Source organism: Psychrobacter sp. CX5 (assembly GCF_057621535.2).
Genome location: NZ_CM177735.1, coordinates 733,177 through 748,702 on the forward strand (window position 1 = coordinate 733,177; position 15,526 = coordinate 748,702).

Here is a 15,526-nt window from a genome sequence, read left to right on the forward strand (position 1 = left end):
TTATGCCAGAACTACCCGAAGTAGAAACAACCAAGACCAGTCTCAAACCTTTATTAAATCGTCGAGTCCAAAAGGTCAATGTATTTCAGCCGAAATTGCGTTGGCCAGTCCCAGATGACATTAACTCTTTGAAGGGTTACGTCTTAACTGACGTTAAAAGACGGGCTAAATATCTCATATTAACGTTTAGACAGCCTGAAACTGAGGATGTTAAGTCACTCATCATTCATCTTGGTATGTCAGGTAGCCTTCAACAGTTCCCTATTGGAACTTCCAAGCGTAAGCATGATCATTTGATTATTGAGTACTTGTCCGATAAAAATAGCAGTCAATCTATCCAGCTGCACTATCATGACCCACGGCGCTTTGGTGCGATACTTTGGTATGCTGACTATGCAGATAAATTATTTAACCACTTAGGTGAAGAGCCTCTTACCGAGACTTTTTCTGGAGATTACTTGTATCACAAAATACATAGAGTCTCAGAAAATAAGCTTAAAAATAAAAATAACAAACCCGCTCTCAAATCTGTTTCACGTCCTATTAAGTCGGTCATTATGGATCAAGAGTTTGTGGTCGGGGTGGGAAATATTTATGCCACTGAAAGTTTATTTTTATCTGGTATTCATCCGATTACTCCCGCAAATAGTTTAAGTAAAAAACAACTACGTACGTTAGTCGATCATATTAAAGCGATACTTCTACGGGCGATTCAACAGGGCGGCTCTACATTACGTGACTTTACGGTGGCTAGTGGTACGACAGGTTATTTTCAACAAACCCTCTTAGTTTATGGAAAATATAAGGAGCCATGCCCTACATGTGGTACGCAGATTGAGAAAGTTACTATAAACGGCCGGGCAAGTACGTACTGTCCTGCCTGCCAACTTGATGCGACTGAATAATAATCCCAAACCTAGCTTTACTATAAAATTAAATGTGAATAAAAAAAGAGGCTAACTGTCGTTACCCTCTTTTTTAATGCTTTCAATTAGCTTACTCTTCGTTATATTCCATACTCATCACTATATAGTCAAAGAACTTTAAAGTAGTCACAAGGCAACCGAGTGCAAGTACTACTTGAGTAGGCTTAACGAGGTTAACGCCGTGACTCTTTATAAGTTCGCCGACTATAGTTGAGGCCGGAAAATATAACTGGCTATACTCATTAAATAATTAAATAATAAAATAATTAATTACTTACTTAGCTTATTGCTAATCTCACGTAATAATAAAACTTCATCTGTAGGCTCTTCAACACCTTCTTCAGCTTCATTGTTACGACGTAAATTATTCATGCCCTTAACAAGCATAAAGATAATAAAGGCTAAGATTAAGAAGTTTATTAAGACAGTAATAAAGTTACCATACGCTAGTATAGGAACGCCCGCCGCTTTTAAAGCATCGTAATTTTGTGCGACACCTTCAGGAATATCTCCTAAGACCATGAACATATTCTTGAAGTTAATTTCACCGCCGAAAATAGCGGCAACGATAGGCATGATAATATCTTCAACAAGCGAGGTGGTAATAGTAGCAAATGCGCCACCAATGATAACACCAACCGCTAAATCCATCACATTGCCTTTTAAAGCAAACTCTTTAAACTCTGACATCATACTCATGATATCACTCCTATATAAATGTTATGCCAAATCTATAAATTAACCTATCGAGGAAGGCAAGTCCAAACACTATAATTTAAATGCTAAAAATAGAGGGTTCAGTGAGCCTGACAAAAATAGCTTATTTTACAGAAAAGGGATTATTTAATATCGAACAGACATCCGTATATAGATCAACCATAAAACTAATACCAATTTAAAACTTAACCTATCAAGCATGGCGAATCCAAACACATTGAATCAAACACTACAAATAGTAGGTTCAGTGCGCCTAACAAAGAAGGGATGTTTTAAAGAAAAGGGATAATTTTACTCATAGCCTTATAAACGAATACTACTGATACCTATTGCTTAAAATTTCATTATACTTAATGAAATAAAAGTACATAATATACACTATTTTTTTATAAAGTCACTCAAAAAAAGGTTAACATGATAATTATATGTTAACCTTTTAAAATGACTATTAACTTTAACGTTAATTTAAACAATAACTTAACGAAACTACATTACAAAAATGTTAAAGAAGTTAGTTATTTTTCTTTTTTACGGCCATGACGTTTACGTTCGCTTTCTGTCAAATAGCGTTTGCGTAGACGAATCGACTTTGGTGTGACTTCAACCAGTTCATCATCTTCAATGAACTCTAGAGCTTGCTCTAAAGTGAACTTAACAGCAGGCACTAAAGTTAAGGCTTCATCAGTACCGCTAGCACGGACGTTCGTTAATTGTTTAGCGGTTGTTGGGTTTACCACCATGTCATCACTGCGTGAATTAAGACCAACAATCATCCCTTCATACACTTCAAGCTGTGGCTCAGCAAATAACTTACCACGTTTTTGTAAGTTAAATAAGGCGTAGCCAAGACAAACACCGTTTGCCATTGATACTAATACACCATTCGTACGACCGCCAACTTCACCAATCTTTTGTGGACCATAATGCGAGAAGCTAGACGTTAAAATACCAGATCCTGAAGTTAGTGTTAGGAACTCAGAACGGAAACCAATGAGGCCACGTGCTGGCATGGTCGCTTCGATACGCATACGACCTTTACCATCAAGCTGCATATCCGTCATCTCACCTTTACGCAAGCCGACTTGTTCCATAATTGAGCCTTGATGTTCTTCTTCCACATCAAAGATAACATTTTCATAAGGCTCTTGAAGTTTACCATCCACCTCTTTAACGATAACTTCTGGACGAGATACTGCAAGCTCAAATCCTTCACGACGCATGTTTTCAATTAAGACGGATAGATGAAGCTCACCACGTCCTGAAACTTTAAATTTCTCAGCAGAGTCCGTATCTTCTACGCGTAACGCAACGTTATGAATCAATTCACGCTCTAAACGCTCACGAATATTTCGCGAAGTTACGAACTTGCCTTCACGACCGGCAAAAGGAGAGTTGTTGACTTGGAACGTCATTGACACTGTCGGTTCATCGACAGTCAATGGTGGTAATGCTTCTACGTTATTAGGATCACAAATAGTATCTGAAATATTTAAGGCATCTATACCCGTAATACAAACAATATCACCAGCTTGAGCTTCTTCTACTTCAATACGATCTAATCCATGATAACCCATGATCTTAAGGATACGACCGTTGCGAGTTTTACCTTCTTTATCAATTACTGTAACGGGTGTATTGGTAGAAATACGACCACGCTCAATACGACCAATACCAATAACCCCAACGAAATTATTATAGTCAAGGCTTGAGATTTGCATACGGAAAGGAGCGTCAGCATCTACTTGTGGCGGCTCTACTACATCAACAATTGTCTCAAACAACGGCACCATGTTATCTGCTAGATTATCTGCATCCAGTCCAGCAACACCATTTAACGCTGAGGCATATACAACAGGGAAATCAAGCTGCTCATCCGTTGCACCTAAATTATCAAATAAATCAAAAATTTGATCCATTACCCAGTCAGGACGTGAACCAGGACGGTCAATTTTATTAATAACGACAATCGGTTTAAGACCTTGTTCAAACGCCTTTTGAGTAACAAAGCGAGTTTGTGGCATTGGTCCATCGACCGCGTCTACCACTAATAATACACAGTCAACCATCGACATCACACGCTCAACTTCACCGCCAAAATCGGCGTGACCTGGGGTGTCTACAATATTTATTCGGTATTCGATATCACGATCAGGGTGCTGCCATTTAATAGCAGTATTTTTTGCAAGAATAGTAATACCACGTTCTTGCTCAATAGCGCCAGAATCCATTGCGCGTTCGGCAATATTTGCACGGTCATCAAACGTACCAGACTGATGTAATAATTTATCAACTAAGGTGGTTTTACCATGATCTACGTGAGCGATGATAGCAATATTACGTAAGTTTTTTATTTCGTTAGACATATTTTAAAGACTCAATTTTATACGGGTAATAATTAGTAACCTAATTTTCTGGACTGCAGTATAGCATTATTATATGACACTATATAAACAGTATTTTAAGTTCGTTAAAGAAAAAAGCAAAGATTACTAGTAATAAATAAAAAAAAGCCACCAATTGGCAGCTTTTTTTGAATAACTACTAAAACATCATTAGATATTAACGTACGTTCATATCTTTAGTTTGATCAACAGTCACTGTTTTGTTACCTGTGATAACCGCATATACGCGACGGTTCATTGCACGACCTTCTTCAGTATCGTTTGGCGCGATTGGACGGTCATAACCATAGCCGATAGTGCTTAGACGATTTGGTGCAATACCGAATTCATTGGTTAATGACGTTTTAACCGCAATTGCACGGGCTTCAGATAGACGTTGGTTGTAACGAGCTGATGGACCAGTCTTAGAGGCGTGACCTTCAATGCTAGCAGTAGAGTTTGGATACTCACGCATTTTTTCAGCTACTTTAGCAATTTCTGGCTTGTACTGAGGTTTGATAACTGACTTATCGTTATCAAAGAATACACGCAATTCCATTTTTAACTCATCCGTCATTGGAATCTGCTTCTGACAACCTCTAGCATCTACAACAGCGTTAGCTGGAGTATTTGGACATTGGTCAACGCTATCAAGAACGCCATCACCATCGCTATCTTGGTCCGCTTCAACTACGATAACTGGCGTTGGTTCTACAACTGGAGTAGGTTGTACTTGAGGTGGTGCAACTACTGCAGGTGCTAAGTGACCGCCTAGAACGACTTCTAGACCAGCAAGAGCCATACCTTCCCACCAATCGTTATCAAAGTTATGGATCGCACGCGCTTCACCACGTAGGCTTAATGCGTCATTGATACGATACATAGCACCTAGGCCTAAGTTACCGATGGTATCTTTAGTCTCAGCTTCTCTTTGGCCATTTTCACTTTCATATTTAAGTTTAGATTGACCAGCACCGATCAAAGCATATGGGCGGAAAGCGCTGTCGCTATAACCACCAAATTGATCAAAACCAACTAGGAAGTTACCAGTGATCATTTCATGTTCCATATCACCGACTTTGTCATCGCCAATTTCAGCATCTGTATCAGAAATACCATATTCAACCTGGAACTGAGTTGACGGTGTTAGTTCGATACCTAGTGCTGCACCAGTGTATAAACCACTTTCTTTAGCAACGCCACCTTTGGTTTCATCAGCGTTTTCATAAACACCAGTGTTACCTTGGTTACCAAATAATTCGCCTTGCTTTTCACGAGTATCATCAGCTTCAGTGTAATGATAACCAAGTAAAAGTGGGCTGACAGTTACACCAGCTGTCGCTGCTATTGGTGCTGCAGTTGCAGCAATGATAGCTAAAGTCATTTTGTTAAGTTTCATAAACTTCCTCCAAGGGATGGTTTGTGTGCAAAAAAACACTTAATATCTTTATTTGTAATACTAAGCTCTTTCTAAATAGGAACGCATTTAAACAGTTTCTTACTTAAATAGAAACAAAGCACTTATACTTTCGCATAATAGCTTATCTATAAATTAAAAAATTTACAACATATTTTTGACATATCGTCATTAACTTCACATCAAGTGACCTATGTTTACTTTAAAGTCACATTTACTATTTAATGACAAAGTTGAACCTTAAAGACTAACTTAAAACCAAATAAAAAAACACTGTTTAAAATAAATCCTTATTAATACACATTTTTTTTGTTAACTTAAACATTAATGTGATAAAAGAGCTACTAAAGGTAATTCTAATACATACGATGAAATAGTTCTATCCTTACTCTATCATTTTTCACCAAATGTAACAAAATTTGACAATAGAAAATATTATGGCATCCTTAATTCATTTAAAACTTGAAATTACGCTATCAAGGAAGACGATTGTTAACGCTAAACCGGTAGCAGGTGATACACAGTAGGATAGGTTCAATGAGTCTAACAAAGATAAGGTATTAAGCTAAAAGGTATTATTTATATAAAAGATATCATATTCAATGCTGTGGCTGACATTGTAATCTTTGCCTTATATCAAAATGATTAGACTCAGATATTCTCGAAAACCTTAAAACAATAAGTGGTTGGCAACTTCTAGCATTCTAAACGCTTTACTAAGCAAATAATGCTTATCTCTTACTTCATAACTTTGGTAAGCAATTTATGTTTAAAGTAGAACTAGAAACAGAAATAGAACCGCATCGTTTACACTCTATAAATACCATGACGCCTATAGCCGAGAAAGGATTTAGCCTTTTAGAAACTCTGGTCACCATCATCATACTGACTGTGATTAGCGTTATCGCAATTCCTTCATTTTTGACAGGATTAAAAGCGTGGGAAGCTAAACAAGTGCGTGGTCATCTTACCAATACCTTTAGAGTGTCGAGAGCTCAGAGCTTTATAAACCATCATAATACGCTGATGTGTCTAACTGATGATGACTATCATTGTCACAAAAATGCATCACGCTATCTTTTAGTATTTAGTGATAAGGATGGTAATCATCAATTTGATCCCGCGATTGATAACTTGGTGCTGAATGAGCCCTTAAATTTAGACTATGGGCGTTTATATCTTAGATTTGGGAATCGACATTATATTAAGTTTTTTGGTGATACTGGGCTACCACGCGGACACTTTGGGCATATTAAATACTGTCCCTATGATCTCAATACCGCTAATACTTATCAAATCTCCCTCAATCCACAAGGCAATCATCGTTTTAAACCCTATCGTTATATAAAAACAGGCTGCCCGTAATAAAAGCTGCCCGTAATGAAAATTAAAAATCAAAACAAATGAACGATTATCTACATTCAAGTCGTTCATCAGTAACGATGATCATCAATTTATTGAATAAAGCTAGATTAGATAATGTTACTGAAATATCGTCACTAGAATCATTAATATCCCTGCATTGCCGCTTTCATAGCTTTAACCGCATTTTCAAGCCCCATAAAGAGACTATCGGCAATTAGAGCATGTCCAATGTTCAACTCATAAATCCCAGGTATACTAGCAATAGCATAGACATTGTCCCGTGTTAAACCATGTCCTGCATTGACGATAAGTGTCTCACGCTTCGATATCGCATAGTCTACAGCTTGCTTAATTCTATTCAGCTCGTGTCGTATGGCAGCGTCATCTTGGCTTAATGTCGCCTCGGCGTACTGACCCGTATGTAGCTCAATAGCATCTGCGCCACATGCTACTGACGCATCAATCTGTGTCACTTCTGGATCGATAAATAAGGAGACTTTTATACCTGCATCATGTAACGCGGTGATATAAGTTGTAAGATTATCGACTTGATCAGTGACGTTTAACCCACCTTCAGTGGTTAACTCCTGACGCTTTTCGGGTACCAAACACACCCATTCTGGCTGAATCTTAATAGCAATTTCCAACATCTCATGAGTCGTCGCCATCTCCAAATTCATTCGCGTTTTTAAGCGTGGCTTCATGCGAGTCACATCCGCATCTTGGATATGCCGTCTATCTTCACGTAAGTGCAATGTGATGCCATCAGCGCCTGCCTGCTCACACAGTAGTGCAGCTTCTACAGGATCAGGATAGCCTACCCCGCGGGCTTGACGCAGTGTCGCAATATGATCAATATTAACGCCTAATAAGGGAGTTGACTCTATCGTCTGAGTTGTCATTATCAAAACCTATACTACCTATTTAAGAAACAGTGTTAACGGGGTTTATAGTAACTGGAGTGAGTTATAAGCTATAGCTTTCATTCTTCTATGCCGCTCAGCTGAATTTTCCAACCAGTCTCTTCAATTAAGCTACTCAACTAAGCTCTACAATTAAGCTCTACAATTAAGCTCTACAATTAAGTTCTACAATTAAGTTCTACAATTAAGTTCTACAATTAAGTTCTACAATTAAGTTCTACAATTAAGTTCTACAATTAAGCTCTACAACTAAGACTCTCAACTAAGCCACGAATAATGTCATCACTGATACTGATAAAACTGCTGCCACAAAATACGGCTTTGGAGCGGTTGATAATCAAATAGATGATCAATAAGCTGACGGTGAATAAGAGACCAACTATTTAGTGTGGCTAAGGTTATGCCTTCACGCATCGCAATGATGGTCTCGCCTAATACTGGCGTTGACTGCATTAAAAATGAGGGATTTCGGTTCGACGTGGTTGCCTCATGTTGAGTGTTATTATCAGTACTCAGTGGGGTGTTAGCTATTTCGTGCTCTTTTGTTTCGTATTCCTTTAACCACCCTCTATCTGGCGCAAAACGATAGCTAGCAGACGGCTCTATTAACGCTTGTTCAGAATCTTGTTCTAAATCAATGGCAACACCCAACTCATTAAACAATATTTGTTCATACTGACGTAAAACCAGCTTTAGCTCCTCACGGTTAAGTGGACGTTGAAGCTGCTGCATCGTATGACTATATTGTGCATAGACGGACGGTACGCTGTCCTCTAAAGGCAATAGCTTTAATGTGATTTCGTTGACATATAATGCGGCATATTGCTGTTGACCAATTAAACTTGGTACCACATCTGCAATATTAACTTCCTGTAAAGTCTTAAGAGACTTCTTACCCGTTGCAAAAAGGGTTAAGGGCGCAAACTGTGGAATGCCTTTTCTACCGATACCATGTAGCACGCCATACTCTTTAGTTAACAGATAATAAATAGTGCGCTTTTCTTGAAAAGGACGTTGATGCAAGCTATAGGCATGTAGTGGCTCATTTCGCACTGTCAAGATACCCCTTGCAACTATCTAATGACCTTATACCTAACTATGCACTAAAAAATTAGAACAAATCTAGAAACCAACCTATCAATTAAAGCTCATTCAAACGCGACAAATAGTAGAGTCAGTATTTAATGTTCAACAGACCCTAATATCCTAAACTGCTTAATGCACGGGCATCATCGGACCAGCCTTGTTTTACTTTCACCCAAAGGTTCAGCATTATTTTTCGATCAAACAAAGCTTCCATATCTTCACGAGCGGCAATACCCACTTGCTTAATACGAGCCCCTTTATCACCAATAACGATGGCTTTTTGACCATTTCGCTCAACAAATATTGTGGCATCAATAAAGGTAACCGCTTTACGCTTACGTCCTGTTTTAGGGTCAATGTGCGCAGGCTCATCTTTAAACTCATCGATTTGTACTGTTAAATCGTAAGGCACTTCATCGCCGGCCAGGCGCATAATTTTTTCCCGAATAATTTCACTGGCCAAAAAACGCTCGCTACGATCTGTAATTTGCTCAGTATTATAAATAGGACTACCTTCGGGTAGGTGTGAACGAATGACCTGTTGCAAGCGGTCTAAATTTTGATTCTTTAGGGCAGAAACAGGCACGATATCAGAAAAATCGAAGTTCTCGTGATACGTTTCGATTAATGGTAGAATTGAGCCTTTATCTTTAATGGTATCTGCCTTGTTAATCACTAACACAACGGGAGTTTTTGTCTCACCAATCTTCTCTAGGGTTAATAGATCGTCTTCACGCCATTGCTCGCCATCGACCACAAACAATACTAAATCAACATCCACTAAAGCTGAAAATGCCGCCTTATTCATGCGCTCATTTATCAAACGAACTTCATTGTGATGAATACCAGGAGTATCAACGAACACAGCTTGCATATCTTCACTCGATAAAATGCCATGAATGCGGTGACGCGTCGTTTGCGGCTTGCGCGAGGTGATAGAGAGCTTTTGACCCAACATATGGTTCATCAAGGTCGATTTACCCACATTAGGTCTACCCACAATGGCTACATAGCCTGTACGATAGCCTTTAGGCACTTCTGATTTACCCTCTTCGGTAAAAAAACTGTCTAGCAGATTATCTGATAAAGTATCAGAATTTGAAGCGGCGTCATTGCCTAAATCAGCTGTGTTTTGTGGTTCGTTTGCCATAAATCTTTATCCGATATATTTGGAAAAACATGCGTAAAAGGTGACTTAATTAAGTAAGTGCATTCATTATGTAAGAGCTTTTATTAAGTAAGAGCTTTTATTAAGTGAGCTTTTATTAAGTAAGTGCTTGAAATAGCTGCTTTAAAATTGGTTTGACTTAACGTTTCAGTATTTAGTCATTGTATATTCAATATACTATTTAATTGGGTTATTATTTATTTTTAAGTTTTGACTTTTATAACACGATCATTGACCAATTTATTGAGTTGATTGATCATTTTTTCAGCCGTTTTTTGTTCCGCAATACGACGGCTTTCACCAGACTCTACGATAGCGGTACTGTGTGGTACATCAACTGCACAACGAACCACAAATACCTGGTTTGGCGCATTGCCTTGGGTTTCTAATAGATCGTAATTGGGTAAATCAAATTTATGACCTTGTAGCCATTCTTGTAAACGACTTTTGGCGTCTTTTAACACCCGCTGATCGTTCACGTTATCGATAAGCTCTACAAACCAATCAAGAACACATTTTTTTACCATATCGACACTTTGAGAGTCTAAATAGATAGCGCCAATTAATGATTCAACCGTATCAGCCAATATTGATGCACGTTCACGTCCGCCCCCTTTTCGCTCGCCCACACCCAATATCAAATGAGACGATAAGCCAAGCTTTTGAGCCACCTCAACCAATGACTCTTGACGAACAAGTGTCGCACGCATACGGGTCAGGCGACCTTCATTTTGATTGGGATATTGGTAGTATAATGCTTCGCCAATGATCATTCCTAACAACGCGTCCCCTAAAAACTCTAAGCGCTCATAATTTACCTTGCCATCAAATGAACGATGTGTCAAAGCAAGCTTAGCCAAACTGGCATCATTGAACGTATAGCCTAGTTTAGACTGTAGATTATCCAAGCCTTGCTCAAAACTGGTATATCGCTGAGTTGGCTTTGACATCTTTTTTGCAGTGACACTTTTGATAGAGTTTACATCCTTGCTACTTTTACCATGCTCTGTTCTAAATACTTTTGGCATATTAGTTAAACACATTATGAAGCTATTATCAGGCCTATCATCTAGGTCCGATATAGGCACGTTTATAAAAGTTAAGGGCTAAAATTGACAGTCATTCTATGACTTAGTTTGGCAGTATTCATTTTGCTTTATCCGAACTAAGCACAAAGCTGATCAACAAAACGAATCAATAGCAAAACTAATCGATAGCACGATTGTATTTAAAGGTGGGTAGATTTAATCCAGGCTTCTTATGCATCCACACATATACTGCTTTTCCTGATAAATTCTTATCTGGAACAAAACCCCAAAACCTGCTGTCTTCACTACGATCTGAGTTATCACCCATTACAAAATAATTACCTTCTGGTACAGTGATACTCCATGGCGAATTATACGACATATTTCCTGAAAGATAGCGACGTAAATAAGTATGGTCGCCTAACTGCTCTTGGAAATACTGTGCTACTTCTTCTTCCTCTCTACCTCTTGAAACAGCTTTCTCAGGGGTTAACCCAGGCTCATTTCCTGCGGTATACAAGCGATCAGTTAGCACAGGATCCGCTACAAAATCCGAAGGTGTCGTTGGGACAGGATTACCATTCACTGACAACTGACCATTATCAAAGCTTAACGTATCACCAGGTAAACCAATCACCCGTTTAATATAATAAATTTTGGGATTTTCTGGATACCGAAAGACGGCCACATCTCCATGTTCAGGACTGCCCGTATCGATGACTTTATTATAGATGAGTGGCAGACGTATCCCGTATGCATATTTATTGACCGCCACAAAATCACCGGTATAAAGCGCTGGCACCATTGAGGACGATGGAATATTAAACGGTTCTACAATAAATGAGCGAACGATAAGCACAATCGCCAACACAGGAAAGTAATCATGAGCCCAGCGAATTAAAAAGTGTGCTTGTGAACCTTTGGGCTTTGTAGTGACCGCTGCGAGATGTAGGTGACGTTTGGCTTCACGATATTCACGCTCAGCAAGTTTAATAGGCATTGGAGCATCATCAACTTTAATGCCCTCTAATATCGCTACATCACCCACCTCTTCCTGACTGATATAGTCATGAGATAACAGCGTGCTTTCATATGCATGGCGTTTTTTATCAAGATTTAATTGAGCGGCTTGCACCTCTGCACTGGTTGTGACTCCAGCGCCTTTACGTTTATGTTGCTTAAACCACAATTTATCAAGCAGCCATATTACCCCAAGTAACAAGGTTAATGGCACTAAAATCACATTAAAATCAAAGTCCATACTACAGCCTTAACCACTCAATTATTGTTCTTAAGCTTACGTCTTAAAACCTTAAGCCTATATTAATCATTCCTATATTTAATACTACGTCTTACACTACTCTTTTTGTATTCATAAATTGTTATGCTAAAAACTTGTTATGCTAAAAACTTGTTATGCTAAAAACTTGTTAAGGTCAAACCATTGTTTAAACGACATAGGTCCAAAAGTAAAGGTTACTACTGGTTGTCGACTTGCAATACTGCAAGGAATGCCTCTTGCGGGATTTCAACACTACCGACCTGTTTCATGCGCTTTTTACCTTCCTTTTGCTTAGATAGTAGTTTTTTCTTACGCGACACATCCCCACCATAACATTTTGCAAGGACATCTTTGCGCATGGCTTTCACGGTACTTCGGGCGATAATTTGACTACCAATCGCCGCCTGAATCGCCACATCAAACATCTGTCTTGGTATTAATTCTTTCATCTTTTCTACCAGCTGATTGCCGCGATAGCGTGCTTGCTCTTGGTGACAAATCATCGCTAAAGCGTCTACTTTATCGCCATTGATTAACACATCAACTTTGACCAGCTTATCAACTTCATAACGATCAAACTCATAATCGAGTGACGCAAAACCTCGTGAAACAGACTTAAGACGATCAAAGAAGTCCATCACCACTTCACCTAATGGAATATCAAATACCAATTGGACCTGTTTACCCATAAAGCGCATATCCACCTGAACACCACGGCGCTCCATACATAAGGTCATCACGTTTCCTAAGTAGTCTTGCGGCACTAATATATGACAACGGGCGATAGGCTCACGAAACTCTTCAACAAACCCAGGATCTGGTAATTTAGAAGGGTTATCAATTAAGGCAACCTCACCATTTTTGCGTTTAATCTCGTAGATTACAGAAGGTGCGGTGGTGATCAAATCAAGATTATATTCTCGCTCCAAACGCTCCTGTATGATCTCCATATGCAGCATACCTAAGAAGCCACAACGAAAACCAAAACCAAGTGCATCAGATGTATCCGGCTCAAAAAACAGTGCTGAATCATTGATTTGAAGCTTCTGCAATGCCTCACGAAACTTCTCAAAGTCATTTGAATCTACTGGAAATAGACCCGCATATACCTGAGGCGTTACCTGCTTGAACCCAGGAATAAAATCAACATCAGGGGTACTCGCATGAGTAATGGTATCCCCTACAGGCGCACCGTGTATGTCTTTAATACCTGCGATGACAAAACCCACCTCACCCGCTTCAAGCTTGCCTGTCTCTAAGGGTTTAGGCGTAAAGACACCAATAGAGGTGACTAAATGTGCGTCCTTAGTAGATTTAATAAAAATTTTGTCGCCTTTCGTAATGGTACCTTGGCGTACACGTACTAAAGACACAACACCTAAATAGTTATCAAACCACGAGTCGATAATCAAGGCTTGCAGTGGCGCTTCACGGTCGCCCGTGGGTGCAGGAATATGTTCTACCAAAGCCTCCAAAAGCTCATCAACACCGACACCAGACTTTGCTGAAACCCGAGGCGCATCAATCGCCTCAATACCAATGATATCTTCTATTTCTTGAATAACCCGCTCAGGTTCTACCTGTGGCAAGTCAATTTTATTTAGGACTGGTAATACCTCTAGGCCTAAATCAACTGCGGTATAGCAGTTGGCAACAGACTGTGCTTCCACGCCTTGCGCTGCGTCAACGACCAAAAGCGCACCTTCACAAGCAGCTAATGAGCGTGATACTTCATAAGAAAAATCAACGTGACCTGGCGTATCAATGAAGTTCAGCTGATAGCGCTCACCATTGGGATGGTCATAATACAGCGTTACAGACTGTGCTTTGATAGTAATCCCGCGCTCACGCTCAATATCCATCGAATCCAGTACTTGGGCCTGCATTTCACGATCTTGCAGCGCTCCACAAGTCTGAATAAAACGATCAGCCAGAGTGGATTTACCATGGTCAATATGGGCAATGATGGAGAAGTTTCGAATATTTGATAATGCGGTCACGTCTTGCGGCTACCTAGTTGTTGTGTTCAAAATTATGAATGATAAGAATAAAATAATTATTAAGACCAGCTATTCTATCAGCTTTACGCAGGCTTGTAAGTGGTAGAAATGAAATGTTAATGAATAGAGCGGTTAATCTATCTATTAACCTATCATTTTATAGTCAGTATCTTAAAAAATTTTGGACGTTGCGACATTATACCTGCACGATTGAATAATCTATCCTTATTAGACTCGGTCAGACTCATTAAACCTACTATTTTTAGTGTTTGATTTATAGAGTTTGGACTTGCATTTCTCAATAGGTTAATTTCAAGATTTGGTATTATATTACACGACTTTAGATTATCGGAACATTCAGGCATAAAAAAAGCCAACTACTTGGCTTGATATGGCAAAGTAATTGGCTACAATAAGCACTTAAGGCTGAAATAGTGAGGTGCGTTTAAACTAAATATGGTGGCGATGAAGAGACTTGAACTCTTGACCTCACGATTATGAGTCGTGCGCTCTAACCAGCTGAGCTACATCGCCTTTTGAGGGCGGTATTATCCCTAAAACAGGGTATGCCGTCAACCCCTAAAATGAAATTAATTAAAATTAATCTGAAACTTTAAGGTGACGACTACAGTGTCCGTATAATAACAAGGACGTACATGTATACTATAATGTCTCTTTGAGACACTAATGCCTCTTATAGACGCTAATAAGGTTGGTAAACCGATAAGCCGGGTTCTGTCGAGAACGATCATTCATCTAGGCGCACCGTTGCCAGTACGCTCAAGCAACCTACCCGTGTCCCTTGCAGGCGACAAGTAATGGACACCTATTTGGTCTTGCTACGCGTGGAGTTTACCTTGCCATGAACTGTTGCCAGCCATGCGGTGCGCTCTTACCGCACCCTTTCACCCTTACCCCGCTACTTAATTGACAAGCAATTTAGTAGCGGGGCGGTCTTCTCTCTGCTGCACTTGTCGTCGGGTTACCCCGCCCAGCCGTTAGCTGGCACGCTGCCTTATGTAGCCCGGACTTTCCTCCCTTCTGTATAATCAAAACGGCGATCGTCTGGTTTACCAAGCGAAGTATTATAGCAGACCTCAAAAAATAAGATAGCAAAACTTAGGCTTTACTAAACCAAGCTAACCTAATACTAAAACAGCCATTATTCAATGAATAATGGCTGTTTTATATTACTATAACACTTAAAAATGAAAATTAAGATTATCTAACCTA

Annotated in this window: 11 protein-coding genes, 1 tRNA gene and 1 other RNA gene; 2 read left to right on the forward strand and 11 right to left on the reverse strand. The window is 39.3% G+C overall.

The genetic code is table 11. From position 1 onward, the window contains the following. The first annotated feature begins 2 nt into the window (after positions 1 to 2). Positions 3 to 905 carry a bifunctional DNA-formamidopyrimidine glycosylase/DNA-(apurinic or apyrimidinic site) lyase gene (gene mutM, locus AC21OG_RS02785; RefSeq protein ID WP_487377251.1) on the forward strand — a complete coding sequence of 301 codons (903 nt, stop codon included), beginning with the start codon at positions 3 to 5 and terminating at the stop codon, positions 903 to 905. 291 nt (positions 906 to 1,196) lie between these two features. On the opposite strand, the gene mscL is transcribed toward mutM, so the two are convergent. From mscL to AC21OG_RS02800, 3 genes are all read right to left on the reverse strand, one after another. Beyond that, entirely contained in the window at positions 1,197 to 1,625 is a 429-nt protein-coding gene (gene mscL / locus AC21OG_RS02790) for a large conductance mechanosensitive channel protein MscL (RefSeq protein ID WP_487377250.1), read from the reverse strand. Between the two features lie 533 nt (positions 1,626 to 2,158). Continuing rightward, on the reverse strand, positions 2,159 to 4,006 hold the full coding sequence (gene typA, locus AC21OG_RS02795; RefSeq protein ID WP_487377249.1) for a translational GTPase TypA: 1,848 nt from the start codon (positions 4,004 to 4,006) through the stop codon (positions 2,159 to 2,161). Between the two features lie 196 nt (positions 4,007 to 4,202). Continuing rightward, positions 4,203 to 5,423, reverse strand: a complete 1,221-nt coding sequence (locus AC21OG_RS02800; protein ID WP_487377248.1) for an OmpA family protein — start codon at positions 5,421 to 5,423, stop codon at positions 4,203 to 4,205. Between the two features lie 783 nt (positions 5,424 to 6,206). On the opposite strand from AC21OG_RS02800, the gene AC21OG_RS02805 reads away from it, so the two are divergent. After that, positions 6,207 to 6,806, forward strand: coding sequence for a pilus assembly FimT family protein (locus tag AC21OG_RS02805; protein WP_487377247.1), 600 nt, complete (start codon positions 6,207 to 6,209; stop codon positions 6,804 to 6,806). Between the two features lie 143 nt (positions 6,807 to 6,949). On the opposite strand, the gene AC21OG_RS02810 is transcribed toward AC21OG_RS02805, so the two are convergent. From AC21OG_RS02810 to rnpB, 8 genes are all read right to left on the reverse strand, one after another. Then, entirely contained in the window at positions 6,950 to 7,708 is a 759-nt protein-coding gene (locus AC21OG_RS02810; protein ID WP_487377246.1) for a pyridoxine 5'-phosphate synthase, read from the reverse strand. 303 nt (positions 7,709 to 8,011) lie between these two features. Then, positions 8,012 to 8,782 (reverse strand): DNA repair protein RecO, encoded by a 771-nt coding sequence (gene recO / locus AC21OG_RS02815; RefSeq protein ID WP_487377430.1) that lies wholly within the window; start codon positions 8,780 to 8,782, stop codon positions 8,012 to 8,014. A 145-nt stretch (positions 8,783 to 8,927) separates the two neighbouring features. Beyond that, positions 8,928 to 9,965: a GTPase Era gene (gene era / locus AC21OG_RS02820; protein ID WP_487377245.1), complete on the reverse strand. Its 1,038-nt coding sequence runs from the start codon at positions 9,963 to 9,965 to the stop codon at positions 8,928 to 8,930. A gap of 221 nt (positions 9,966 to 10,186) precedes the next feature. After that, a complete protein-coding gene (gene rnc, locus AC21OG_RS02825) occupies positions 10,187 to 10,933 on the reverse strand; it encodes a ribonuclease III (protein WP_486546327.1) in 747 nt (248 codons plus the stop codon). Between the two features lie 256 nt (positions 10,934 to 11,189). Next, positions 11,190 to 12,272: a signal peptidase I gene (gene lepB / locus AC21OG_RS02830; protein WP_487377243.1), complete on the reverse strand. Its 1,083-nt coding sequence runs from the start codon at positions 12,270 to 12,272 to the stop codon at positions 11,190 to 11,192. A 218-nt stretch (positions 12,273 to 12,490) separates the two neighbouring features. Further along, positions 12,491 to 14,293: a translation elongation factor 4 gene (gene lepA, locus AC21OG_RS02835; protein WP_487377242.1), complete on the reverse strand. Its 1,803-nt coding sequence runs from the start codon at positions 14,291 to 14,293 to the stop codon at positions 12,491 to 12,493. A 457-nt stretch (positions 14,294 to 14,750) separates the two neighbouring features. Beyond that, positions 14,751 to 14,827: transfer RNA gene (locus AC21OG_RS02840), tRNA-Met, on the reverse strand. 174 nt (positions 14,828 to 15,001) lie between these two features. Further along, positions 15,002 to 15,370, reverse strand: an RNA gene (rnpB, locus tag AC21OG_RS02845) — RNase P RNA component class A. Positions 15,371 to 15,526: the final 156 nt, after the last annotated feature.

Excerpts from the sequence above, each read along its gene's own strand:
- typA (WP_487377249.1), bottom strand. The coding sequence starts at position 4,006 with ATGTCTAACGAAATAAAAAACTTACGTAATATTGCTATCATCGCTCAC.
- AC21OG_RS02800 (WP_487377248.1), bottom strand. The coding sequence starts at position 5,423 with ATGAAACTTAACAAAATGACTTTAGCTATCATTGCTGCAACTGCAGCA.
- mutM (WP_487377251.1), top strand. The coding sequence starts at position 3 with ATGCCAGAACTACCCGAAGTAGAAACAACCAAGACCAGTCTCAAACCT.
- rnc (WP_486546327.1), bottom strand. The coding sequence starts at position 10,933 with ATGTCAAAGCCAACTCAGCGATATACCAGTTTTGAGCAAGGCTTGGAT.
- AC21OG_RS02810 (WP_487377246.1), bottom strand. The coding sequence starts at position 7,708 with ATGACAACTCAGACGATAGAGTCAACTCCCTTATTAGGCGTTAATATT.
- lepB (WP_487377243.1), bottom strand. The coding sequence starts at position 12,272 with ATGGACTTTGATTTTAATGTGATTTTAGTGCCATTAACCTTGTTACTT.
- AC21OG_RS02805 (WP_487377247.1), top strand. The coding sequence starts at position 6,207 with ATGTTTAAAGTAGAACTAGAAACAGAAATAGAACCGCATCGTTTACAC.
- era (WP_487377245.1), bottom strand. The coding sequence starts at position 9,965 with ATGGCAAACGAACCACAAAACACAGCTGATTTAGGCAATGACGCCGCT.
- mscL (WP_487377250.1), bottom strand. The coding sequence starts at position 1,625 with ATGAGTATGATGTCAGAGTTTAAAGAGTTTGCTTTAAAAGGCAATGTG.